Consider the following 23,221-nt stretch of genomic DNA (forward strand, 5'->3'; position numbering starts at 1 on the left):
CATTTGGATAGTTGGCCAGCTCCAGCGCCTAGCCAGTTTTCATCCCCGAATAGGCTTCTGGGAGTATCTTGCGAGAAGCGTTAGCTTTGAGCAGCTCGAGACGCTTGTCTAGTGTTGCCTCCTAGAAACTCCGAAACTTCAACTCCGCCGGCAGAAGCAAAAAGCGCTTCTTTGTCGGAGTCTCCAGTTTCTGCGTTTCTGGACAGTCGGCTATACTTTTCGATTTCGGTCCTGCCAATGAAGTCAAAGAACGACTTCACTGTCAGGCCCTCCAGCGCTTGTCGGAGTTGGGCAGTCGCCTCCACTTTTCGATTTGTCTAGTGTCGCCTCCTAGAAACATCGGAAACTTCAACTCCGTCGGCAGAAGCAAAAAGCGCTTCTTGGTCGGAGTCTTCAGTTTCTATGTTTCTGGACAGTCGGCTATACTTTTCGATTTCGGCCCTGCCACTGAAGTCAAGGAACGACTTCAAGGTCAGGTCCTCCAGCGCTTGTCGGAAATGGGCAGTCGCCTACGCATTTCAAGGTTTATGCCAATTTATATAGGGGTAATATTTCTTTAAATACAAACTCAATTTTAGAAAGCATTTCATCACCGCTTAGTTTGACAGCTTCCTCGCGGGGGATGTTCAGGCCGCATAGGATTTCAGCTTTTTTAACGGTTTGCAGGCGCTTGAACATGGAAAGAAGTTCTTCCTTGGAAAGCTCACTGTGAAGAGTCGCTTCTGGTTTCATATGGTCGATTGACCAATAGAAATCCTTAGGGGTCCTGGTGTAGATGGAATCGATATTATCTTCGAGTTTTTTACCGATCGCTTCCTTCTCAGGTGCTTCGTAGATTACAGCAAACCAGATAAACACATGGGTTTCCCATAATCCAATCTGGAGATGGGGGAGCATCTTATAGCCTCTTGAGTTGCTGGCGAACGCTACCCACGTATCTTTAGGCGGATTCTTCGTTCTCCTGGCATGTTTAGCGACATGGTAATGCATCTCATCGCCTGCAATGCTTGAGAGCGTTGGAGCGAAGTGTTGGCCGAGGTCTTCCAGTTTCGGGCGGATCTGGGATTTTAAAGCCTCCATTCGTTCATCGAGGCCGTCTATTTTGAAAACATCGAAATCTGCTTGTTCAAATCCTGTAAATGACAATATAAAAACCTCCTAGTACTTTGTCAAATATTGTAGCAAAATCTTTATGAAAAAAGAAGCGACAGGCATTTTTCCGAGTCCTGGGTATACGCACAAATTTGTACCACTGCCAACTGAAATTTCATACAATAAATAAAAAATCAGAAATTAATAGAGGAGTGTAAATTAATGAAACAACTGATAAACTCAACTAGGAAAAGAAATGGCGAACTCCAAAGAACTGCTGTACTTCGTTTGGAAATGGATTATGAATTAGCTACCCTTTTTGACGCGATGTCAGAGTCTGATAAACCAAAAATGAAAGAATGCAAACAGAAGCTCGAAAGAATTCGACAAGAATTATTACGATTAAAAGCTCTGTAAGAGATAAAATTTTCTGCGGAAGAAGAAGGTAAGGTATGATGATAACAATGGAAAACTGCAACGATCAAGACTCTTGACGAACTCCTGGAAAGCTGATGGAGTTCGTTTCTTATGTAATAACGACCCTTTAAAGTGCAGCGAATGAAGGAACCGATGATAAAATAAACGATTTAAAAGTCTCAGAAGACAATACTGCTGGCGAATGATGAATCGATGGCGTTATTGCGGCAATGAATTTATAGGGTAATCATAATACCTTTGTCGGAGTAACACATAGCGAAAAATAGTCATTTTACATCCTGGAATTTTGCATGTTATATAGTTGCCGCGGGTAATCCTAATACTTGATGACATTGAACAAAATCCGATAAGCTTAAATAGATTCCTAAAGCTTGATTGATCGTAAAAATATATGAACGGGGGAAAGCTGAATGGAATATAATCTTAAAGAAATTGATACATATGCAAAAAGCTGGATCAAGGAAGCCGGTGAAAATATCAGGGCTTCTTTTCCGAAGACATTAAATGTAACCTCAAAATCAAATCCGAATGACTTGGTTACAGATATTGATAAAGGGACAGAGCAATATTTTATCGAAAAGATCAAAGGGACCTATCCTGACCATCGCATCATGGGCGAAGAAGGGTACGGAGACGAAGTGACATCTTTATCAGGAGTCGTCTGGATCATAGACCCAATCGATGGGACAATGAATTTTGTTCACCAGCAGCGCAATTTTGCGATTTCTATCGGCATTTATATTGATGGGGAAGGGATGATCGGACTCATCTATGATGTGGTCCACGATGAACTCTATCATTGCGTAAAAGGGAATGGCGTTTATTTAAACGAAAAAGCTATTCCGGAACTTACAGATTCAAAGGTGAGTGAAGCAATTATTGCTCTTAACGCTACCTGGGTAGCCCCTAATAAACGGATCGATCACGAAATGCTCATACCGCTGGTAAAAGACGTAAGAGGAACGCGTTCCTATGGTTCGGCGGCCATGGAAATGGTGTATGTCGCTACTGGGAGAATAGATGCTTATATGACGCCAAGGCTTGCACCTTGGGACATTGCTGCCGGCATCATCATGATTAAGGAACTTGGCGGTGAAGCTACGGATCTTAGAGGAGGAGAGCTGGATTTGCTCCAGCAGAGTTCCTTGTTTGTATCGAAGCCAGGCCTCCACAGGGAAATCCTTAAAAATTACCTTAAGGATGGAAAATGGTGATTTTAACTTGTCGGCCATTTAAATATAAGGACTTTGTGTTTTTTCAGGAATTAATATCCACGAGTTCAAAATGGAGAAATATTGAGTTGAAGGGCTTGTCTTTACAAGAGTATATGGAACAATATGAACGTTATTCAGGTGAATGGAGGGTCTGGGAAAAGGAAGGAAGTCCTGTGGCGATGTCTTTTCATCTGGAATCCGCTCCATCCAACCAAAAACCGTGGCTTGGCACCATATTGGTAAAAGCGGAGGAAAGACGGCAGGGAATTGTCTCAGCCATTATGAACCAGCTCTCTGATGAATTTAAAGTGAACGGTCAAAAAGCTGTTTTTGCCGCTGTTCCTATCGATGAATATGAATGGTCCAACTTCCTTACAGACTGCGGCTTTGAACAATTCAAAACGGAAGAAAACAAGGGCGAAACCTTTTTAATCATGGTCCGCCCATTAGAATGACCGGCTGGAAACCCCAGCCGGTCTTACTGTTAAGAAAGAAAAAATTTCTAAAGTTCTCCTGCTTCTCTCATCTGCTTTTTCTTCTTAAAGCCGAATCCCATCACGAAAACAAGGGTGATAATACATGCCAGAGTACCGGCAATGCTCCTTTCACCGATGGCGATTCCAATACCAATCATGCATGAAGCGGCTGCAAATGCGAAAAATAATAATGGCCATTTTATCTGCTTCAAGGTGATTTCCCCCCATTCGACATTTGGTGCAAATAATAATATATTTAATTGTACAATAAAATGCTTTTAGGTTTCTACTCTTATTGTGTTATAATATGTAAGTTGTGTAAAAAGCCAATAGATAAATTATGATATTAAAGGCAGGGTGACTTTTTTGAAATTAAGAGAAGATATTAGAAATATAGCGATCATTGCCCACGTTGACCATGGTAAAACGACATTGGTCGACCAGCTACTGAAGCAATCAGGTACATTCCGTATCAATGAGCATGTCGAAGAGCGCGCAATGGATTCAAATGACTTGGAAAGAGAACGGGGAATTACGATCCTCGCGAAAAATACAGCTATTTCCTATAATGATACTCGAATCAACATTCTTGATACTCCTGGACACGCTGACTTTGGCGGCGAAGTTGAACGTATCATGAAAATGGTAGACGGCGTATTGCTTGTTGTCGATGCATATGAAGGCTGCATGCCGCAAACACGCTTTGTATTGAAAAAGGCACTTGAACAGCGTTTGACACCAATCGTGGTCGTTAACAAGATTGACCGTGATTTTGCTCGTCCAGCTGAAGTTGTAGATGAAGTCCTTGATTTGTTCATCGAACTTGGCGCAGACGAGGAACAGCTTGAGTTCCCAGTTGTTTATGCATCTGCAATTAATGGAACAGCAAGCATGGACCCTGAAAAACAGGATGAAAACATGCAGGCATTGTACGAGTCCATCATTGACCATATCCCTGCTCCTGTTGATAACCGTGAAGAGCCACTTCAATTCCAAGTTGCCCTTCTAGACTACAATGACTATGTGGGAAGAATTGGTATTGGCCGTGTTTTCCGCGGTACGATGAAGGTAGGCCAGCAGGTAGCATTGATGAAGCTTGACGGCTCAGTAAAACAATTCCGTGTAACAAAGATTTTTGGTTTCTTCGGATTGAAGCGCCAGGAAGTACAAGAAGCTCATGCAGGGGACTTAATTGCTCTATCCGGCATGGAAGATATCAATGTCGGTGAAACAGTATGCCCATTCGACCAGCAGGATGCACTTCCGGTTTTACGTATTGATGAGCCAACATTACAGATGACTTTCCTTGTCAATAACAGCCCATTTGCAGGCCGTGAAGGTAAATACCTGACAGCGAGAAAGATTGAAGAAAGACTTCGCGCACAGCTGCAAACGGATGTTAGTCTAAGAGTAGACAACACGGATTCACCGGATGAATGGATCGTTTCAGGACGTGGAGAACTTCACTTGTCGATCCTAATCGAAAACATGCGCCGTGAAGGTTATGAGCTTCAAGTATCAAAGCCTGAAGTAATCGTCAGGGAAATTGACGGAGTGAGATGTGAACCGGTTGAACGCGTTCAGATCGATGTTCCTGAAGAACACACTGGTTCCATCATGGAATCAATCGGTGCACGTAAAGGTGAAATGCTTGATATGATCAACAATGGAAGCGGCCAGGTTCGATTGATCTTCAACGTGCCGGCACGCGGACTTATCGGATACACAACAGAATTTTTAACTTTGACTCGAGGATATGGTATCATTAACCATACATTCGACAGCTATCAGCCAATGCTTCAGGGCCAGGTAGGCGGACGCCGCCAGGGTGTTCTCGTCTCAATGGAATCCGGAAAGTCATCTACTTATGGTATCATGCAGGTAGAGGACCGCGGAACGATCTTCGTTGAGCCAGGTACTGAAATTTATGAAGGCATGATTGTCGGGGAACACACTCGTGAAAATGACATCACAGTCAATATCACTAAGGTTAAGGCAGCAACAAATATCCGTTCTGCAAATAAAGACCAGACTTCTGTCATCAAGAAGCCAAGAATCATGACACTAGAAGAATCATTAGAGTACTTGAACGATGACGAGTATTGCGAAGTAACACCAGAATCAATCAGACTCCGCAAAAAGATTCTTGATAAGAATGAGCGCGAAAGACAGGCTAAAAAGAAGAAATTTGCTGAAGCTTAATTAAGTAGGGGGAAGAAGTATGGATGTAAGCCAGAGATTATCATTTTTTGCAGCATTATTCAGGGTAGATGAAAATCCGACGGTTGGTATGTGGATGCTTTACCTAACAATTGCCGCTCTCAGCATCCTTGTTTATAAACTTGGATTTGCACAGAAGCTGCCATTGTTCAAGAGTATCATCATCTACGCATTTCTGTTACTTGGCTCTACAGTCCTAACCTTCCTTGCTATTTTCCTTCCCATTGCGGAAGGACTTGTGGTCGCTGCGCTTATTCTGATCATTTACAAGCTCAGGCTCCGCCAGCATAAAAAAGCAGAAGCGAATGTAAAATAGGAGTTGGGGAAATGAAATCACTCCAAGATGCAATTTATAATTGGCTGACCATTAAAATCGTCAGCGACGCTCGGCCAGAAGATACAGCTGCTCAAGAAACAACACAATTATTCGACCAAATTCTTGCCGATGAACATAATGTTGAATCAAAAGAATTAAAACGAGACGCACTAATGTATTATGTCACCGTTGTACAGGAAGGTAACTCTAAAGAGTACCGTTTCCCACGCGACCTGATCGAAGTCATGCTTGACCAGATCCGGCAGGAACCAGACAAATACGTTAACTATCCAGAAGAAGAATAGTAAAAATCCGCTCAGAAATGGGCGGATTTTTTGCTGTTTGATTCATGGTAAGTTGACTTGCGAAAATTATACTTGGATCAGATAGGGCTTAGACGGAAGGCGAGAAAGCAGTGGTTATTGTGACAGGTTTCAGGCTGCAGAGCCCAAAGTTGTCAAGAAAACGTGATTATTGTGACAGGTTTCAGGCTGCAGAGCCCAAAGTTGTCAAGAAAACGTGATTATTGTGACAGGTTTCAGGCTGCAGAGCCCGAAGCTGTCAAGAAAACGTGGTTATTGTGACAGGTTTCAGGCTGCAGAGCCCAAAGCTGTCAAGAAAACGTGATTATTGTGACAGGTTTCAGGCTGCAGAGCCCAAAGCTGTCAAGAAAACGTGGTTATTGTGACAGGTTTCAGGCTGCAAAGCCCAAATTTGTCAAGAAAACGCGGTAATTGTGACAGGTTTCAGGCTGCAGAGCCCAAAGCTGTCAAGAAAACGTGATTATTGTGACAGGTTTCAGGCTGCAGAGCCCAAAGCTGTCAAGAAAACGTGATTATTGTGACAGGTTTCAGGCTGCAGAGCCCAAAGCTGTCAAGAAAAGCTCCGGATTCAGACAGGTTTGAGGCGCAAAGCACAAAAGCTGTCAAAATAAAGCTCCGTATTCAGACAGGTTTGAGGTGTAATCCCAAAAGCTGTCTGAATCAGCCCCAGATTTCCCGCTAAACGATACCCAGTAGGCGAATCACAATCACCAATCATCCTTTTTAACCCGGGAACGATACAACTTAAAATTCCCGGTGGCGATTCGATTGTTCGTCTTTTCGGCAATTCGTTCATTGCATGGTTCACACATATATGTATGGATCGGCCTGTTCCTGAGCCGCTTCGCCTGAAGGGTATCGCTGTTAATATTCTCGATTTTGTCGCACAGTACACATTTGACTCTCATTCTTACACCTCTTATCAATAATTATCATACATAGCCTGGTTGAGATTGGATTATATTATAGTATATCATTGTTTCCAGACTGAACAGGGGAAATCATTTGATTTGCCCTGCCTAAACAATTCGTAGTACTATTATGATAGTGTAAGGAGGGTGAATATGGCAAATCAAGTGGAACCTAAACTAATCAAACCATTGTTTGATGAAATGCAAAAAGAGCGTTTTGTCACCTTGGCAACAGTGGACCATGAAACCAGCGGCCCGAATGTAAGTGCGATTTCATGGGTGTTGGCAAAAGATGAGAAAACGGTTTATTTTGCAGTGGATAACCGTTCTAGAATCATCGAGAATATCAAGAGCAATAACAAAGCAGTAATCAACCTGATCGCAAATGAATCTACATATTCAATCAGCGGGACAGCAAGCGTCAAGCAGGAAAAGCTTGAAGGTGTACCTTTGAAGCTGGCGTTAGTCGAAATCAAAATCACCGAAGTAAGGGACGTTATGTTCTATGGATCAAAAATCGTCGCTGAACCTCAATACGACAAGACATATGATAAAGACGCTGCGGCACGCCTGGATAATCAGGTAATGGATGCAATGAGAAAAGCTTAGTCGATGACTAAGCTTTTTTTATTTATGGTAATTAGATTGTTGTTCCTGTTCCTTTTCCAATTGTTTTTTCTCACCATCGTCCAGTTTCTTCTTGGGATCCTCAGTCGGGCTTTTAGTCTGCGGCTCAATCATATCGGCTGGAACCTCAGGCATAACTCTTCCGGTTATGTCAGAAAGCTCGTTCATAATACCCCGGATAGGCTGGCCGTTTTGTATATCCTCAGATATCTCCCTTAATCTCGCTGTGATATCAGGGTCCGCAACAACGACTGCCCTGGCACCGTGCGGGTCTTTCTTTAATGCTTCCGCCACAGTATATTTAACAGTATCTACCTCTGACCTCTCCATCTTATCCTTAACGTCGATTCCCACTATCGCATAGCGTCCGACTACCACAGCAGCGGCATCATCCACATTCGGGATGTGAGTGGTTAAGCTCACAAGATGGCGGGATATCTCCTGGCCTGATTGGCGGTCAACATCTTCTATTGCACTATTCTGGACCTTGACCTTATGATCTTCGTCAGCATTGTTGGCGTTGTTCTGTCCGTTGCACGCAGTCATTAGCAGCACAAACGTAATGGCAGCGACCAATCTTATCATCAATGAACCCCTCCGATTATTTATTCGTAAAAAGTCCTTATCACACAACTAGGAATTAAAATGAGGAAGACTGTTTCCTAGCCAGTATTCCCTTATATTTTTCTTGTATTTTTTCCCTGAACCTTCCTACTGGATATTGCCTCGAAGTGGGAATAAACAGGCAACAAAGTTTCCAACAGGAGCTGTAAAAAAGAAATGCTCAAAGGTTATTGTGCAAAATATCTTCTATCTTTATTCAAAAAGTCATATATTTTACCAAAGTCCCGGCCAAGGCTGCCAAGTTGGCCAAAGTCGAGATCAATAAGGCGGGAGGCATCAATTTGAGTAAAATATACGTACTGGATACAAACGTCTTACTACAGGATCCGCACGCGATTTTTTCTTTTCAAGACAATGAAGTTGTCATACCTGCTGTAGTTCTGGAGGAAGTGGATTCAAAGAAAAGATATATGGATGAGATTGGGCGCAACGCACGCCAGGTTTCAAGGCTTATAGACGGCATGAGGGAAACAGGTAAGCTGCATGAAAAAATCAACCTTGAGGGCGGTGGAACGCTTCGGATTGAGCTGAACCACCGATCTTTCCATCAACTGCAGGAAATCTTCGTTGAAAAAACAAATGACAATCGAATACTGGCAGTAGCTAAAAACCTGAGTCTTGAAGAGGAAACGAAGGAAGATGGGCGTCCGGTAATCCTTGTTAGTAAGGACGCGCTTGTCCGTGTCAAAGCAGATGCCATCGGGCTGATCGCTGAAGACTTTTTAAGTGACAGGGTTGTGGAAATTAACCATCTGTATTCGGGCTATGCAGAAGTGTATTTGGAAATAGAAGAGCTCAATCACTTTTATGAAAGAGGAGAACTGAATATCTCTGATTTAAAGGGGCAAAACTTTTTTTACCCAAATCAGTTTGTGATTATGAAGGATATTCTCGGCAGTTCAGCTTCCGCAATAGGCATGGTCGATACAAAAGGTAAAAAAGTGAAAAAACTTGTTTTTGAACATGAGGGCAAACACATATGGGGAATCAAGCCAAGAAATGTTCAGCAGATCATGGCGATGGAACTGCTTTTACGGCAAGACATGCCTCTGATCACTTTGACAGGGAGGGCAGGCACAGGGAAAACCTTGCTCGCATTGGCATCAGGCCTTCTGCAGACCGAGGACTTGGGCATATTTAAAAAACTGCTTGTAGCAAGGCCGATTGTGCCAGTAGGAAAGGATTTAGGGTTCTTGCCAGGTGAAAAACAGGAAAAACTCAGACCATGGATGCAGCCTATTTATGATAATCTTGAATTCCTTTTCAATACAAAAAAACCTGGAGAGCTTGATGCCATACTGGCAGGAATGGGTTCAATCGAGGTAGAAGCATTAACGTATATAAGGGGCAGGAGCATACCTGATCAATTCATTATTATTGATGAAGCACAAAACCTGACAAAGCATGAAGTGAAGACCATCCTGACAAGGGTTGGGGAACGCAGTAAAATCGTCTTGATGGGTGACCCTGACCAAATTGACCATCCATACCTGGACGCTTATAATAATGGCCTGACGTATGTGGTGGAAAAATTCAAAGACCAGCAGATTGCCGGTCACGTCCGGCTCGTTAAAGGAGAAAGATCACCTCTTGCCCAGCTCGCAGCCGATCTGTTGAATTGATATTCTGTACTTGATATTTGGGAAGAGGCCATTATAAAACGGGCATCCATATGATGCCCGTTGGCAGTGCTCTATAGCTTATTCCACTATGAACCCGGTAACATTTTTGATGGGGCTATCTTTATTGGAGCCATCCTTGTAATATACATACAGTGGTCCGTCTTCCTTCAATGGTTTGCCGTCCTTGGAAAATCCGAGAATGATACCAGAAGCTTCTTCGAGGGAAAGAGCTATCCGATCATTGTCGCCGTATTCGATTACAACAGTAGAAGCATTTTGATCTGGTTCAGCATTTACAAGAAATGGCTTGAAGGGAATGCCGAAAGTGCCTGTCAGGACTTTCTCCTTTTCGAACTTAACTTCTGTTTTCAGTGTTGGCGGATAAACGGCACCCTCCATAATTTCACGGTCCCAATGCTTCGAGACAGATTTCGTATACTCCTCAAGGGCATCATCGGTTTTCTGGCCTTCATTGAAATATGTATTCAAATCTACTTTGCGGTCGTCGAAAATCCAGACACCCGGATCCAAAGTGATTTTGTATTTGACTCTTCCTCCGATAGGGATGATTGTTTCCATAATTTCCTCCTGCATTTTTACATATATTATTTATTCAGTATAACGATATTTTTGTAAGTTGTCATTTCAACTCCTCTATAGCGGGCTAACCATTAAATTCTGCATCCCTAATATTCTTGCTTTTTTGTCCACTTAAGGGTAAAATTTAAAGATAGGATTGGGTAATCGCTCGGAAACGGGGGGATCAAGTTGGCGTCTGATATGATAATCAACCATCAGGAAAAAGCCCATGCCTTATTAAAGGCTGACGCTGATAAAATTTTAAAGCTGATCAAAGTGCAAATGGATAACCTGACAATGCCTCAATGCCCTCTTTATGAAGAGGTTTTAGATACGCAAATGTTTGGATTATCGAGAGAGATAGATTTTGCAGTAAGGCTCGGCTTAATCGAAGAATCAGATGGGAAAGAAATTCTCGACCAATTGGAACAAGAGCTTTCCATATTGCATGAAGCTTCGTTAAAAAAATAAAATCCTAAAAACTCAAACAGTCCTAAACGATTGTTTGAGTTTTTTTGTGAAGACTTTTGCGGATGTCACTTACATAAGTTTTAAGTTTTTCCAGTTTAGGCGGCTTCTCGTAAACTGCATTACATTTCGATGACAATATATTAAGAATTCCATAACTTTTCCTTTAACAAAGGCAGGATATTTCAACTTATAGTAGAATAGATTAAACAACTTAGAAGATGGGGAAGAGACGATGTTTAAAAAAATACTGAAATCCTATGACTATTCATTGATCATTGTTGTAGCGCTCTTGAGCTTGTTCGGCCTTGTGATGGTTTATAGTGCCAGCATGGTCACCTGGCATGGAGTAGACAGTGATTTCTTTTATGACAAACAAAAATTCAATTTGGTAACAGCTCTGTTTGTATTTATTTTAGCGGCCTTATTTCCCTACAAAGCAATGAGAAGCACCAGGATCTTACTTCCTATGGTGATCGTAACTCTATCAGGCTTACTCATCCTGTTCGTGGTAGGTAAAGTAGCGGGTAATGCCCTTAGCTGGATAGAAGTTGGAGCCAGGAGCATCCAGCCATCGGAGCTTGCTAAATTAAGTGTCATTATCTATCTATCAGCTGTGTATGCAAATAAACAATCATATATAAATGAATTCAATAGAGGTGTACTCCCGCCTTTGCTATTTCTGGTCATGGTGTTTTTCCTTATCGCTGTTCAGCCTGACTTCGGTACAGCAGGCATTATCATGCTGATTGCAGCATCGATCATTATGTCTTCAGGCATGAATTTTAAAAATATCCTGAAGCTGGTAATGATTGTAGTGATATTATTGGTGCCTGTTTCGCTAATACTAAAAGATGAAGTATTTTCGGAGCGGCGATTGGAGCGTCTTACCTCATATAGCAACCCTTTCAATGATGAACAAAAATCCGGATATCAGCTGGCTAATGCCTATTATGCAATTGGTTCCGGCGGACTGACAGGACTTGGATTGGGAGAAAGTAATCAAAAGCTTGGGTATTTGCCTGAAGCACACACCGATTTCATCATTGCAGTTATATCGGAGGAGTTGGGGATTTTCGGTGTAGGCTTTGTGCTGTTGAGCCTGGCCTTCATCGTTCTGAAAGGGATTCATATCGGGCTTAAGTGCAAGGATCCCTTTGGCAGTTTGTTGGCAATTGGGATTGCCAGTATGATTGGGATTCAGTCATTCGTTAATCTTGGGGGAGCTTCCGGTGTCATACCGCTGACAGGAGTGCCGCTGCCATTTGTGAGCTATGGAGGTTCTTCCTTGCTGCAGCTCGCAATAGCGATGGGTATTTTGGTGAATGTTTCGATGTTTGTTAAATATGAAGAGAAGTACAAAAAGGACAAGACAGCTCAGCCTAAACCTGCAAAAGTTGCAGTAAACCAAAATTCGTATAGGTTCAGGTCTTAGTCCTTGAGAAAATAAAAAGCTGCAGCATACGCTGCAGCTTTTTATTTTACCGTTGCCGGAGAAAGTTCAACGGGTTTAGGGTTTTTCACTCTGGCGGCATTCTTCTTGCTCCTGGAAACTAATAGGATAAAGTAGCTGAATACTCCGAACAGAACAGAGATGAAGAAAGCGTGTCCCAGGGCGATGTACAAGTTCAGCCTTGTGTAGATAATCAAAGCGCCGGCAATAACCTGAAGTGACACAAGGATCATGGAAATGATCCATCCCCAGTACAGAACTCTTTCATGTTTGTAATGTTTGACGGCAATGTAGGTGACATATGCAATCCAAATGAAAATGAATCCTGCAGCAGCTCTGTGCCCCATCTGTACCCATTCGTAAATGTTGGTAGGGAGGAAGGATCCGCCATTCGTACACAATGGCCAGTCCTTGCATACAAGGCTTGCATTCATATGTCTGACCAGCGCTCCTGTATAAACGACGATATAGCTGTAAACAGCTAGTCCGATTATATGGAACCTCATCCTTTTATCGATTACCAGCTTTTCAGCCTGAAACTTTTGATCGACTTCAAAAATAAGCATGGTCAATAAAAGGACAGCGGCAAAAGAAATGAGCGAAATGCCGAAGTGCAGTGCCAGGACAAAATCAGATTGGCCCCATACTACAGCAGCTGCACCGATCAATGCCTGAAGAACAAGGAAGAAAAAAGATAAAACAGCTAAAAACTTCGTTTCGCGTATGTGCCCGATAGCCTTCCAAGTCCAAATGGACAAAATAAGCACCATAATGCCTACGCTGCCCGACACTAATCTGTGGGCAAGTTCAATTACCAATTCCGGAGTTATATCAGTAGGAACGAATTCCCCGTTACAAAGAGGCCAGGATTTGCCGCACCCCATTCCGGATTCAGTTTTGGTAACCAAAGCTCCTCCGAGCAAAACAAAAAGCATCCCAATGGTGGTTAAAACAGCCAGCCACTTAAGGGAACGATTCATGATCATCACCTGCTTATTCATAGTTCGATAAGTTGTCAAATAATAAACTTGACATGTATAATAGAAGAAGCTTGTAGAAAAGAAAAAATTCTACCCCTATAATAACGAATTTTGACGAAAAAGGATAGAAAACAATACTTAAGATACTACACAATAATAGTTAATATTTCAATACTTACTATTATAGATGGACAACAAACGGTTTTATCGGTAAAATGCATTTGGCAATAACAAGGTGCTATATATTATGGAATTACATACCAGCATTTTTACAAACATGAAAATATTATCCAAGAATATGTATATTCAAAAAAAGAAGCTCTTCAAACAATCTATTAAGAACAAGTTAAAATTCCTTGCAATAAAAATGAAGTTTATGGATAATGGCGGTAAGACACAAATTAGTCAAATTTTGTTCAAAAAAAATTCACAAAAAAGTTGTGAAGTGTGATTTAATATACAACGTAGGCTTTATTTTTCTACACAAACATTTAACAGCCTTAACACGTTGAGAATAGTGAAAACTATCCGGAATATAAAGTACAAATACTCTTCTTTTTTTTGTAAAAATTTCGTCTCTGGAATTTTAAAGGAAAAGGGATGAAGGAGGATATGGATGTCTAATTCAAAAGCTTTATCAGAAGCTGTATTAGAGAACGGACAGCCTGCAGTCGTGGAGAAGACAATGATGAAAGACTTTCTTGCGCTCATTAAAGTAGGGATTGTGAATTCCAATGCCATGACCACTTTTACTGGTTTATGGCTAGCTCTTCATTTTAGCGGAGCACGGTTCCTGGATAATATTGATTTGATTCTTGCGACCTTGATCGGTTCTTCGCTGATCGTCGCTGGTTCATGCAGCCTTAATAACTACATCGACCGGGATATAGACCATTTAATGGAGCGGACGAAAGACAGGCCGACCGTCACAGGAAGAGTCCAGCCTGGAAAAGTGGCGTTGATGAGCTTCCTTTTGATTGGGATTGGCACCGCACTTTTGCTTACGACTACTGTCACGGCTGCTGTGATCGGTCTTTTTGGAGTTTTTAGTTATGTTGTTCTATATACATTGTGGTCAAAACGACAATATGTTTCAAATACAATTGTCGGCAGCATATCTGGAGCAGTACCTCCGCTTATCGGCTGGGCGGCAGTGGATGCTAATCTGGATATAATGGCATGGATGCTTTTTGCCATTGTGTTTGTTTGGCAGCCGCCTCACTTCTACGCTCTTGCAATGAGAAGAGTAGAGGAATACCGTGCAGCTGGTATTCCGATGCTGCCTGTCGTAAAGGGTTTCAAAGCGACGAAAAAGTCGATTTATATGTGGATTGCCGCTTTATTGCCACTGCCTTTCTTCCTTCAGGAACTTGGCATATCATTCATGATTCTGGCAACAATCCTGAATATTGGATGGCTTGTTTTGGGAATCTACCTTGAAAAGCTTAAAGATGATATGAAATGGGCAAAACTGATGTTTGTATATTCTTTACAATACTTAACTGTCATGTTTGTCGCTATGGTAATTGTCACACTTATATAACCTTCGTTAGGAGATTCACTCTTTGTTTAGAGAGGATTTTTCCATATATTTTTCACAACAAAATTTATAAGATTTTTTACGAAAGAGGGGTTTAATTAAGCTATGAAGATGCTTGCTAAATGGCGTCTGCTGTCACTGTTCACAATGATGGCATTAGTCTTGTCCGGCTGCGGTGAGCCATACTTGTCTACATTAAGACCGGCAGGTGAAGTTGCTCAGTCCCAGTATGAACTTATGTTGTTGAGCACGGCGATTATGGTGGGAGTAATTGCTGTCGTCACAATCATTTTTATCTATGTAATTATGAAATTCCGCAGGAAGAATGACAATGAAATTCCAAAGCAGGTTGAAGGAAGCCACAAGCTGGAAATCCTATGGACCGTTATTCCGATCTTATTGCTTCTTATTCTTGCTGTTCCTACAGTGGCTGCAACATTCAAGCTTGCAGATGTTTCTCCTATGGAAAAGAAAAACGCTGAAGGAAAGACTGATGCGCTCGTAGTTAACGTACGCGCAAATCTTTACTGGTGGGAATTTGAGTATCCAAATGAAGAAATCATCACAAGCCAGGATTTAGTAGTCCCAACTGATGAAAAGGTTTACTTTAATCTTAAGGCCTCTGATGTAAAACACTCTTTCTGGATCCCTTCCGTTGGCGGAAAGATGGATACAAATACGGATAACATCAATAAGTTCTGGCTTGAGTTTGACAGTAAAGGAGCCGATGAAGCTGGCGGACTTTTCTACGGAAAATGTGCTGAGCTTTGCGGACCTTCTCACGCATTGATGGATTTCAAAGTAAAAGCTTTGCCACGTGATGAGTTCGATCAGTGGGTAGCAGGTATGCAAGGAGTTAAAGAACCTGCTAAGGCTGAAACTGCAACTGCTCAGCAAGGACAGGAAATCTTCAATAACAGCTGTATCGGATGCCACGCCGTTACTCCGGCAAACACGGCACCAGAAGCAGCTCGTGTTGGTCCTAACTTGACAAACTTCGGTGACCGTTCACGCGTTGCAGGTGTTATGGATATGTCAGAAGAAAATATCAAGAAGTGGCTGGAAGACCCAGAAGCATACAAGCCAGCAAACAAAATGACTGGCAAGTATCCTGAGCTTTCATCTGAAGAACTTGATGCATTAACAGAATATCTGATGGGCTTGAAAGTCCAGAAATAAAAGGGGATTTGTTTGAAAGGGAGGTAAAACTGTGAGTACCTATGCTCAGAAAAAAGGATTTGGCGCAACGTTATGGGACTACCTGACAACGGTTGACCATAAAAAAATCGCGATCCTTTATCTAATCGCTGGCGGATTCTTCTTCATCCTTGGCGGACTTGAAGCGTTATTCATCCGTATCCAGCTAGCTGTACCTAACAATGATTTTGTAAGCGCAGGTTTCTATAATGAAATCCTGACGATGCATGGAACTACTATGATATTCCTTGCAGCGATGCCGCTTGTGTTTGCTTTTATGAATGCTGTCATGCCACTCCAAATTGGTGCGCGTGACGTAGCTTTTCCATTCTTGAACTCTTTAGGATTTTGGTTATTCTTCTTTGGTGGAGTATTCCTTAACCTTTCTTGGTTCCTTGGTGGAGCTCCTGATGCCGGTTGGACTTCTTACGCTTCGCTTGCAATAGCGTCTGAAACACATGGTATCGATTTTTATGCACTGGGATTGCAGATTTCGGGTGCGGGTACACTAATCGGGGGGATTAACTTCCTCGTAACGATTATTAACATGCGTGCCCCGGGAATGACTTATATGAGAATGCCGATGTTCACTTGGGCAACATTTGTAACATCAGCTCTTATCCTGTTTGCATTCCCTCCACTGACTGTTGGTCTTTTCTTAATGATTTTTGACCGTATGTTTGGCTCTAATTTCTTTGATGTAACAAATGGCGGTAACACAATCATCTGGGAACACCTTTTCTGGATTTTTGGTCACCCTGAAGTTTATATCTTAATTTTACCGGCTTTCGGTATTTTCTCAGAGATTTTTGCTATCTTCTCTAGAAAACGTCTTTTCGGTTACTCATCCATGGTATTCGCAACTGTATTGATCGGTTTCCTTGGATTCATGGTATGGGCTCACCATATGTTCACAACTGGTCTTGGACCGATTGCAAACGCGATTTTCGCGGTAGCGACAATGGCGATTGCCGTTCCAACCGGTATCAAGATCTTTAACTGGATGTTCACAATGTGGGGTGGAAGCATCAAGTTCACAACTCCGATGCTTTGGGCAGTAGCCTTCATTCCTTCATTCGTTGCCGGTGGTGTAACTGGTGTCATGCTGGCATCAGCTGCAGCTGACTATCAGTACCATGACAGCTATTTCGTTGTCGCTCACTTCCATTACGTTATCGTTGGTGGAGTAGTATTCGCACTATTTGCAGGTGCACACCTGTACTGGCCAAAAATGTTCGGTACAATGCTGAACGAAACATTGGGTAAGGTCACTTTCTGGTTATTCCTGATTGGTTTCCACCTGACGTTCTTCATCCAGCACTTCCTTGGATTGATGGGGATGCCACGCCGTATCTTCACTTTCCTGCCTGGACAGGGACTGGAAACTGGAAACTTAATCAGTTCAATTGGAGCCATCTTCATGGCTATTGCAACAATCGTTCTATTAATTAACGTCATCATGACACAAGTTAAAAACGAAAAAGTTGGGAATGACCCATGGGGTGACGGCCGCACACTAGAGTGGGCGATTGCATCTCCACCGCCATTCTACAACTTCAAGCAGCTGCCGCTTGTACGCGGACTAGATGCTTACTGGCTTGAGAAAATGGAAGGCAAGAATGGCATGACGCCTGCAGAACCGCTAGGCGATATCCATATGCCAAACAATTCTTTCATTCCTTTCGTTATTTCACTTGGTCTTTTCATCGCAGCATTCGGTGCAATGTACCGTGCTGAAACAAGCTGGGGACTGTTAGTATTGATCCTCGGTATGGCTGTTACTTTAGGAGCCATGTTCGTACGCTCTATTAAAGATGATCATGGATTCCATATTCATAAAGAAGACTTAATGGACGATGATAATGATAAGGGGGCAAAGGCATAATGCAAGCTGAAGAAAAATTCACTTATGAAACATGGCCTGCGGAGCCTGAAAAAGCAACCCTCGAAGCAAAGAACAAGTTTTTGGGCTTCTGGTTCTTCCTTGGCGGAGAGACAGTATTGTTTGCGACGCTGTTCGCAACCTATCTTGCACTGAAAGATAAGGTCCCAAGTGCTGATCATGCACTTGCCAAGGATATCTTTGAAATACCGCTGGCTTTTGCGGCGACAATGCTTCTTTTAACAAGTTCTTTGACAAGTGTATATGCTATGTACCACATGAAGAATTTCAATTTTAAGAAGATGCAGCTTTGGTTGGGTTTGACTGTAGCTCTAGGCGCGGCTTTCCTTGCGCTTGAGATTTACGAGTTCAATCATTATGTACACGAGTTTGGCCACACTTTCACTAGCAGTGCATTCGGGTCAGCCTTCTACACACTAGTTGGCTTCCACGGTGGTCACGTTGCATTCGGTCTTGCTTGGATCATTACCTTGATGGTCCGTAACTCCAAGCGTGGATTGAATCTGTACAACGCTCCTAAGTTCTATGTTGCCAGCCTTTACTGGCACTTCATCGACGTTGTATGGGTATTCATCTTCACGGTTGTATATCTAATGGGAATGGTGGGATAAACTGATGGCTAATCAACAACCAAGTTCAGGGAACCCAAGAGTAGACGTCGAATATCGTCGCAAGAAAAGCGCCGAAGAGATGAGATACCAAATCGTTTCCTTTGCATTGATGATTTTCTTGACACTTGTTGCCTTTGTTGCAGTTGGATATGAAGGATTCTCAGGCTGGTTCACAGTTCCGTTCATCCTTCTGCTTGCTGTCATCCAGGTAATCTTCCAGCTCTACTATTTCATGCACATGAGCCATAAGGGACACGAAGCACCTGCTCTGTTCCTGTATTCCGGCGTTGTTGTAGGAGCAGTAACAGTCCTGGCTTTCACAACTATTATCTGGTGGTAATATGACCTAAGAAAAAATCGGCTTTTAGCCGATTTTTTCTATGTATGGAAGTATACTAACAATTAATGGAAGAGCCGTTTTATTGAAGTGCCATACCTTTGGAAGTATAATGAAAGTAAAGTTCTTAAACAGGACGGGGTGAAAATACGATGCTTACACTAGATATATTTGGGTTCAGAGCACTATGGAGTCCGGTATATTTTCTGGTAATGGCAGCTCTATTAGTTGCTTATTATCTGGTTGTCTTCAAGTACTATGATCGTTTCAAGGAAGGTGTACCTGCGACACGAAAACAGGCTGTTTACTTTACATCTGCTATTATCGTGCTGTATATCATCAAAGGTTCGCCTGTCGATTTGATGGCACATATCACGTTTTACATGCACATGATCCAGATGGCAGTCTTATACCTTGTTGTTCCGCCTCTTTTGATTTTTGGCCTGCCTGACTGGCTTTGGAGATCGTTCTTGTCGCTGCCGGCAGTTGACCCTTTGTTCCGCTTTTTCACAAAGCCGCTTATTGCTTTGATCATGTTCAATGGAATATTCTCGATCTACCATATACCACTGATTTTTGATTTTGTAAAAACGGATATGTGGCTCCATGCTGGCTATACATCGGTGCTATTTATACTAGCGATGTTTATGTGGTGGCCGCTGGTCAATAAATTGGAAGAATATCAGACATTATCCGGCGTTAAGAAAATGGGCTATATATTTGCTGACGGAGTACTAATTACACCAGCATGCGCATTGATCATCTTTGCCGATACACCAATGTATGCAACTTTTTCCGACCCGAATGCATGGGGTGAGGCATTGAAATTATGTGTTCCGCCTACGATGCTCTCGTCATTGGATCTTAGCGGTCCGGAAACCTTCAGTTCTATTTCGCTCCTTCATGATCAGCAGCTTGGCGGAGTAATCATGAAGGTTATTCAGGAAATAGTATATGGCATTTTCCTCGGATATGCGTTCTTCCAATGGTTCCGCCATGAGGAAGACAACCAGGCTGAACAGGATGCAATCAATCTTGCCAGCGCCCCTCAGCCGGTAAAATAAATGAGTTGTAAAAGCTTCCTTAAAGGGAGCTTTTATTTTTTCTGATTTGTCTTTATACTCCAAAAGAAAATTTATCAGTAATATGCATTCAAATATTGAAAAAAAGGGACAGGTCACCTACAATTAACCTTATGGAGAAATAATGAATTGAGAGGTAAACATACATGTTTAACTTACCGATCCTGCCCACGATCAGCACAACATTTATTGTTTTAAGTGCAATCACCGTGGCAATTGGCTGGGCCCAGATAAAACAAAGAAAAATTGATCAGCATCGCAGAACCATGACGCTGGCTGGAATATTCGCGATCATATTCTTTGTCATTTATGCTTCAAGGACAATCTTTATCGGAAATACTTCATTTGGGGGACCCGATGATATCAAGATTTATTACACCGTATTCCTGATCTTTCATATTACACTTGCTACAATTGGAGCGGTCCTTGGAATCATTTCACTTTACACAGGATATAAAAACAGATTAGAGCGTCATCGCAAACTCGGACCTGTAACAAGTGTAACCTGGTTCTTTACGGGTATCACGGGCGTTGCAGTTTACCTGCTACTTTATGTGTTTTATAAAGGCGGAGAAACGACTTCAGTCATCAAGGCGATACTTGGGACATAACAGACTTTAAAACATTGCTTATAGCAATGTTTTTTTATTTTTAGAAGGTATTCCAGTCTTAACAGGCGAATCTATTAGATTGTATAAAGGGGGTTGTATTTGTTTGGATATTAAGGTTCTATCTGAAGAACATTATCTGGAGTCAATGAATTTATCAATGTATGCTTTTCAATATCAAGTACCGGAAAGTGATATTCCTAAACGTTTGGAAACTCTAAAGAAACATCACTTGCTTGGGATATTTGAGGGAGAAGAGCTTGCGTCCAAATTGCATATTCTTTCTTTGAAGGTGAAACTTGGCCAGCTTGAATGGAAAATGGGGGGTATTGCAGGTGTTGCTACCTATCCAGAGCACAGGCGTAAAGGGCATGTAAACGCACTTATGAAAAGGGCGCTGGTGGATATGAATCAAGACGGAAATATAGTTTCCTTTCTGCATCCTTTCCAGATTGATTTCTATAGAAGGTTTGGGTGGGAGATCATAACTGACAATAGGAAGATTACTATTGAGAAAATTGATCTAAAACCTGTAGAAAGACAGGAGGGAATAATTAAGCGGCATACAGAGAAAAGACACTCCATTGATATCGAGAGGGTGTATGATCGATATGCAGAATTGCATAGCGCAATGCTCGCAAGGGATTCGGAATGGTGGCGCACGAGCATATACGGCGAACAAACAGCTGCTGTTTATTATGACTCGAAGAAAGAAGCGGCAGGATATCTGATATACGAGATTAAAGATAATGTCATGAAGGTTGAGGAATACGTCTCTTTAACCCATGAAGCAAGAAAAGGCTTGTGGAATTTCATTTGCCAGCATGATTCAATGGTAGAACGAGTAGAGGTACTTACATCTATCCATGATCCTTTCCCGTATTTCTTGAAGGAGCCTAAGCTCAAGACAGAAGTTTATCCATATTTCATGGGCAGGATTGTGAATGCTGAAAAAGCATTATCGACATATCCCTTCAGCAACAGGAATGAAGGGGAGAATATCTTCATTCATCTGGATGACGCTGCTGCCCCATGGAATGCAGGCACATATATAATAGGGCAGGATGGGGTTAAATTTCACCCTGTCAAAGAGGGAGGAACCTGTGTAACAGCTCCCAAGCGCGGGCTGCACATGAACATCAATACACTGACAGCCATGTTATTCGGTTATAAACGTCCACTTGAATTATATGAATTGGAACTGCTCAAGGGAAACATAGATGAAGTAAAGGTGCTTGAGCAGATAATACCGGCATTCAAGCCATTCTTCTATGATTTTTTCTAAATCTATAGAAGACAGTAAACCCCGGGTGCAAGCCACCCGGGGTTTTTCCGTCCTTAAATCTTGAATTTGAATTTAATGATTCCAGCTTCTTTGGCTGAATTGAAACCAATCAGGAGCAATGGTCCAATTACAAAGCCCATGAACCCGAAAAGCTTCAGTCCGAGATACATGGCAATCAGTGTAGATAGTGGGGAAAGGCCAATATGGCTGCCCATCACTTTAGGTTCTACCGTTCGCCTGATGATCAATAAAATGACAGCCAGCACAGCCAGCTGGGTTCCAAGGGCGATGTTGCCCGTTGCCAGGTGGAAGATTGACCATGGCGCCAATATGACGATTGAGCCAATTAGCGGGATGAAATCAATCAGCCAGATAATCGCTGACATGACAATTGCATATTCTGGGGTGATGAAAAGCAACCCAATTAGAGCAACGATAAAAATAATCACACTCACTAGAAATTGTGCTTTCAAGAATCCAAATACAACGTAAGAAAGTCGTGAAGTCATGAAATGGACCTTATCTGCAGTTCTCTCTGTCAAATGGCTGTACACACCTTGCCTTAAAGATGGCAGCTCCAGCAAGAAAAGAAACAGTGCAATCAAATAGACCAGGAAGCTGATCAGGAAATTCGGGATGTAGGTCAGCAATGCCTTCAGATTATCTATATTGATAAATGCAATCATGTCATTTTTGAGTTTATTGAGAAAGTCCTCAGCCCGGTTGCTGATTTCGGTTACCACTTCCCTTGGAAGGTCATTGGCAGCCTCAACAAAGCTATTTTCGGCCTTATACCAGGCATTTGTAATTTCATTTATATAAACTGGAGTATTATCAATCAGGTCAATTGCCTCGGTGACTGCCGTCGTAGTCAGGAAATAGCCTGAAACCATGATGAGCAATACGAACAGGAGGAAAATTGTCAAGACTGCAAGGTGCCGCCCTCTTTTGAATCTTTTCTGGAAGTAAACTACTGCAGGCTCGAGAAAAAGAGCGGTGATCAAAGCAGCAATCAACGGGATGGATACCGGCAGGATAATGTAAAGAATTGCTGCAACTGCGATGGTGATTAATGCAATAATGATCGTTCGTTTAGTGAAAATACCGGACAAGTGAAGCTCCTTTCTATACTCCTGAAGAGTATATACCTCTAAAAAGCATTGTATTAAGGGCACTTAAGCAAAAAGCGCAAAAAATTCCTTAACAATTAAATTATAGTACGCATTTAATATAAGAAACAACAAAAATCAGCTTTTATCCATGTCTTTTTGTAAACTTTGTTGATTTTTAGCAAATGAGTTCACTTAGATGAACG

At 42.1% G+C, this 23,221-nt stretch carries 26 protein-coding genes; 18 read left to right on the top strand and 8 right to left on the bottom strand.

The window, feature by feature from the left end:
• Positions 1 to 80: 80 nt before the first annotated feature.
• Together J7I80_RS02565 and J7I80_RS02570 are read right to left on the bottom strand one after the other, a co-directional pair.
• Complete coding sequence (locus J7I80_RS02565) at positions 81 to 260, bottom strand: hypothetical protein (protein WP_214735859.1); 180 nt, start codon at positions 258 to 260, stop codon at positions 81 to 83.
• A 265-nt stretch (positions 261 to 525) separates the two neighbouring features.
• Positions 526 to 1,146, bottom strand: coding sequence for a YktB family protein (locus J7I80_RS02570; RefSeq protein WP_214735860.1), 621 nt, complete (start codon positions 1,144 to 1,146; stop codon positions 526 to 528).
• A gap of 168 nt (positions 1,147 to 1,314) precedes the next feature.
• Between J7I80_RS02570 and J7I80_RS02575 the strand changes: the two genes are divergently transcribed.
• The 3 genes from J7I80_RS02575 to J7I80_RS02585 all read left to right on the top strand — a co-directional run bounded on the left by J7I80_RS02575 (position 1,315) and on the right by J7I80_RS02585 (position 3,199).
• Positions 1,315 to 1,509 carry a hypothetical protein gene (locus J7I80_RS02575; RefSeq protein ID WP_192470210.1) on the top strand — a complete coding sequence of 65 codons (195 nt, stop codon included), beginning with the start codon at positions 1,315 to 1,317 and terminating at the stop codon, positions 1,507 to 1,509.
• Between the two features lie 431 nt (positions 1,510 to 1,940).
• A complete protein-coding gene (locus tag J7I80_RS02580; RefSeq protein ID WP_214735861.1) occupies positions 1,941 to 2,744 on the top strand; it encodes an inositol monophosphatase family protein in 804 nt (267 codons plus the stop codon).
• Positions 2,745 to 2,857: 113 nt separating this feature from the next.
• Positions 2,858 to 3,199 carry a GNAT family N-acetyltransferase gene (locus J7I80_RS02585; RefSeq protein WP_483297682.1) on the top strand — a complete coding sequence of 114 codons (342 nt, stop codon included), beginning with the start codon at positions 2,858 to 2,860 and terminating at the stop codon, positions 3,197 to 3,199.
• A gap of 47 nt (positions 3,200 to 3,246) precedes the next feature.
• Here J7I80_RS02585 and J7I80_RS02590 read toward each other — a convergent pair whose 3' ends face one another.
• The gene (locus tag J7I80_RS02590; protein ID WP_214735863.1) at positions 3,247 to 3,432 is read right to left on the bottom strand and encodes a YlaF family protein; all 186 of its coding nucleotides are present in this window, start codon (positions 3,430 to 3,432) and stop codon (positions 3,247 to 3,249) included.
• A 154-nt stretch (positions 3,433 to 3,586) separates the two neighbouring features.
• Here J7I80_RS02590 and typA point away from each other — a divergent pair, with 154 nt between their 5' ends.
• The 3 genes from typA to J7I80_RS02605 are packed head-to-tail and all read left to right on the top strand — an operon-like array spanning position 3,587 to position 6,061.
• The gene (gene typA / locus J7I80_RS02595) at positions 3,587 to 5,422 is read left to right on the top strand and encodes a translational GTPase TypA (RefSeq protein WP_214735864.1); all 1,836 of its coding nucleotides are present in this window, start codon (positions 3,587 to 3,589) and stop codon (positions 5,420 to 5,422) included.
• A 19-nt stretch (positions 5,423 to 5,441) separates the two neighbouring features.
• Positions 5,442 to 5,756: a YlaH-like family protein gene (locus tag J7I80_RS02600; RefSeq protein WP_214735865.1), complete on the top strand. Its 315-nt coding sequence runs from the start codon at positions 5,442 to 5,444 to the stop codon at positions 5,754 to 5,756.
• Positions 5,757 to 5,767: 11 nt separating this feature from the next.
• The gene (locus J7I80_RS02605) at positions 5,768 to 6,061 is read left to right on the top strand and encodes a hypothetical protein (protein ID WP_214735866.1); all 294 of its coding nucleotides are present in this window, start codon (positions 5,768 to 5,770) and stop codon (positions 6,059 to 6,061) included.
• Between the two features lie 725 nt (positions 6,062 to 6,786).
• Here the strand turns inward: J7I80_RS02605 and J7I80_RS02610 are convergent.
• Positions 6,787 to 6,987, bottom strand: a complete 201-nt coding sequence (locus tag J7I80_RS02610) for a YlaI family protein (RefSeq protein ID WP_214735867.1) — start codon at positions 6,985 to 6,987, stop codon at positions 6,787 to 6,789.
• Positions 6,988 to 7,143: 156 nt separating this feature from the next.
• On the opposite strand from J7I80_RS02610, the gene J7I80_RS02615 reads away from it, so the two are divergent.
• A complete protein-coding gene (locus tag J7I80_RS02615) occupies positions 7,144 to 7,599 on the top strand; it encodes a pyridoxamine 5'-phosphate oxidase family protein (protein ID WP_214735868.1) in 456 nt (151 codons plus the stop codon).
• 18 nt (positions 7,600 to 7,617) lie between these two features.
• Here the strand turns inward: J7I80_RS02615 and J7I80_RS02620 are convergent, their stop codons facing one another.
• Entirely contained in the window at positions 7,618 to 8,202 is a 585-nt protein-coding gene (locus J7I80_RS02620; protein WP_214735964.1) for a YhcN/YlaJ family sporulation lipoprotein, read from the bottom strand.
• Between the two features lie 320 nt (positions 8,203 to 8,522).
• Here J7I80_RS02620 and J7I80_RS02625 point away from each other — a divergent pair, with 320 nt between their 5' ends.
• Complete coding sequence (locus J7I80_RS02625) at positions 8,523 to 9,863, top strand: PhoH family protein (RefSeq protein WP_214735869.1); 1,341 nt, start codon at positions 8,523 to 8,525, stop codon at positions 9,861 to 9,863.
• Positions 9,864 to 9,941: 78 nt separating this feature from the next.
• Here J7I80_RS02625 and J7I80_RS02630 read toward each other — a convergent pair whose 3' ends face one another.
• Entirely contained in the window at positions 9,942 to 10,442 is a 501-nt protein-coding gene (locus J7I80_RS02630; RefSeq protein WP_214735870.1) for a peptidyl-prolyl cis-trans isomerase, read from the bottom strand.
• 189 nt (positions 10,443 to 10,631) lie between these two features.
• Here J7I80_RS02630 and J7I80_RS02635 point away from each other — a divergent pair, with 189 nt between their 5' ends.
• Both J7I80_RS02635 and J7I80_RS02640 read left to right on the top strand, forming a co-directional pair.
• Positions 10,632 to 10,913, top strand: coding sequence for an Fpa/YlaN family protein (locus tag J7I80_RS02635; RefSeq protein ID WP_214735871.1), 282 nt, complete (start codon positions 10,632 to 10,634; stop codon positions 10,911 to 10,913).
• 232 nt (positions 10,914 to 11,145) lie between these two features.
• Positions 11,146 to 12,345 carry an FtsW/RodA/SpoVE family cell cycle protein gene (locus tag J7I80_RS02640; protein WP_214735872.1) on the top strand — a complete coding sequence of 400 codons (1,200 nt, stop codon included), beginning with the start codon at positions 11,146 to 11,148 and terminating at the stop codon, positions 12,343 to 12,345.
• Between the two features lie 41 nt (positions 12,346 to 12,386).
• Here the strand turns inward: J7I80_RS02640 and J7I80_RS02645 are convergent, their stop codons facing one another.
• Positions 12,387 to 13,343, bottom strand: a complete 957-nt coding sequence (locus J7I80_RS02645; RefSeq protein WP_214735873.1) for a COX15/CtaA family protein — start codon at positions 13,341 to 13,343, stop codon at positions 12,387 to 12,389.
• 616 nt (positions 13,344 to 13,959) lie between these two features.
• Between J7I80_RS02645 and cyoE the strand changes: the two genes are divergently transcribed.
• From cyoE to J7I80_RS02685, 8 genes are all read left to right on the top strand, one after another.
• Entirely contained in the window at positions 13,960 to 14,886 is a 927-nt protein-coding gene (cyoE, locus tag J7I80_RS02650; protein ID WP_214735874.1) for a heme o synthase, read from the top strand.
• Between the two features lie 102 nt (positions 14,887 to 14,988).
• A complete protein-coding gene (gene coxB, locus J7I80_RS02655) occupies positions 14,989 to 16,062 on the top strand; it encodes a cytochrome c oxidase subunit II (RefSeq protein ID WP_214735875.1) in 1,074 nt (357 codons plus the stop codon).
• A 31-nt stretch (positions 16,063 to 16,093) separates the two neighbouring features.
• Positions 16,094 to 17,965: a cytochrome c oxidase subunit I gene (gene ctaD / locus J7I80_RS02660; protein WP_214735876.1), complete on the top strand. Its 1,872-nt coding sequence runs from the start codon at positions 16,094 to 16,096 to the stop codon at positions 17,963 to 17,965.
• Positions 17,965 to 18,594, top strand: a complete 630-nt coding sequence (locus J7I80_RS02665) for a cytochrome (ubi)quinol oxidase subunit III (protein ID WP_214735877.1) — start codon at positions 17,965 to 17,967, stop codon at positions 18,592 to 18,594. The genes ctaD and J7I80_RS02665 overlap by 1 nt, the downstream gene beginning before the upstream one ends.
• Positions 18,595 to 18,598: 4 nt before the next feature.
• A complete protein-coding gene (gene ctaF, locus J7I80_RS02670; RefSeq protein ID WP_102262072.1) occupies positions 18,599 to 18,934 on the top strand; it encodes a cytochrome c oxidase subunit IVB in 336 nt (111 codons plus the stop codon).
• Positions 18,935 to 19,083: 149 nt separating this feature from the next.
• Complete coding sequence (ctaG, locus tag J7I80_RS02675; RefSeq protein WP_214735878.1) at positions 19,084 to 19,995, top strand: cytochrome c oxidase assembly factor CtaG; 912 nt, start codon at positions 19,084 to 19,086, stop codon at positions 19,993 to 19,995.
• A gap of 164 nt (positions 19,996 to 20,159) precedes the next feature.
• A complete protein-coding gene (locus tag J7I80_RS02680; RefSeq protein WP_214735879.1) occupies positions 20,160 to 20,624 on the top strand; it encodes a DUF420 domain-containing protein in 465 nt (154 codons plus the stop codon).
• 103 nt (positions 20,625 to 20,727) lie between these two features.
• Positions 20,728 to 21,906 (top strand): GNAT family N-acetyltransferase, encoded by a 1,179-nt coding sequence (locus J7I80_RS02685; protein ID WP_214735880.1) that lies wholly within the window; start codon positions 20,728 to 20,730, stop codon positions 21,904 to 21,906.
• Positions 21,907 to 21,959: 53 nt separating this feature from the next.
• On the opposite strand, the gene ytvI is transcribed toward J7I80_RS02685, so the two are convergent.
• Positions 21,960 to 23,018 (bottom strand): sporulation integral membrane protein YtvI, encoded by a 1,059-nt coding sequence (gene ytvI / locus J7I80_RS02690; RefSeq protein WP_214735881.1) that lies wholly within the window; start codon positions 23,016 to 23,018, stop codon positions 21,960 to 21,962.
• Positions 23,019 to 23,221: the final 203 nt, after the last annotated feature.

The organism is Bacillus sp. ISL-41 (assembly GCF_018613235.1).
Taxonomy (GTDB): Bacteria; Bacillota; Bacilli; order Bacillales; family Cytobacillaceae; genus Mesobacillus.

Bases quoted from the DNA above. Each gene is read 5' to 3' on its own strand.
- coxB (WP_214735875.1), top strand. From the start codon at position 14,989: ATGAAGATGCTTGCTAAATGGCGTCTGCTGTCACTGTTCACAATGATG.
- ctaG (WP_214735878.1), top strand. From the start codon at position 19,084: ATGCTTACACTAGATATATTTGGGTTCAGAGCACTATGGAGTCCGGTA.
- J7I80_RS02600 (WP_214735865.1), top strand. From the start codon at position 5,442: ATGGATGTAAGCCAGAGATTATCATTTTTTGCAGCATTATTCAGGGTA.
- J7I80_RS02665 (WP_214735877.1), top strand. From the start codon at position 17,965: ATGCAAGCTGAAGAAAAATTCACTTATGAAACATGGCCTGCGGAGCCT.
- J7I80_RS02575 (WP_192470210.1), top strand. From the start codon at position 1,315: ATGAAACAACTGATAAACTCAACTAGGAAAAGAAATGGCGAACTCCAA.
- J7I80_RS02645 (WP_214735873.1), bottom strand. From the start codon at position 13,343: ATGAATCGTTCCCTTAAGTGGCTGGCTGTTTTAACCACCATTGGGATG.
- J7I80_RS02640 (WP_214735872.1), top strand. From the start codon at position 11,146: ATGTTTAAAAAAATACTGAAATCCTATGACTATTCATTGATCATTGTT.
- J7I80_RS02585 (WP_483297682.1), top strand. From the start codon at position 2,858: ATGGAACAATATGAACGTTATTCAGGTGAATGGAGGGTCTGGGAAAAG.
- J7I80_RS02610 (WP_214735867.1), bottom strand. From the start codon at position 6,987: ATGAGAGTCAAATGTGTACTGTGCGACAAAATCGAGAATATTAACAGC.
- ctaF (WP_102262072.1), top strand. From the start codon at position 18,599: ATGGCTAATCAACAACCAAGTTCAGGGAACCCAAGAGTAGACGTCGAA.
- J7I80_RS02605 (WP_214735866.1), top strand. From the start codon at position 5,768: ATGAAATCACTCCAAGATGCAATTTATAATTGGCTGACCATTAAAATC.
- J7I80_RS02615 (WP_214735868.1), top strand. From the start codon at position 7,144: ATGGCAAATCAAGTGGAACCTAAACTAATCAAACCATTGTTTGATGAA.
- J7I80_RS02680 (WP_214735879.1), top strand. From the start codon at position 20,160: ATGTTTAACTTACCGATCCTGCCCACGATCAGCACAACATTTATTGTT.
- J7I80_RS02620 (WP_214735964.1), bottom strand. From the start codon at position 8,202: ATGATAAGATTGGTCGCTGCCATTACGTTTGTGCTGCTAATGACTGCG.
- J7I80_RS02630 (WP_214735870.1), bottom strand. From the start codon at position 10,442: ATGGAAACAATCATCCCTATCGGAGGAAGAGTCAAATACAAAATCACT.
- cyoE (WP_214735874.1), top strand. From the start codon at position 13,960: ATGTCTAATTCAAAAGCTTTATCAGAAGCTGTATTAGAGAACGGACAG.
- J7I80_RS02580 (WP_214735861.1), top strand. From the start codon at position 1,941: ATGGAATATAATCTTAAAGAAATTGATACATATGCAAAAAGCTGGATC.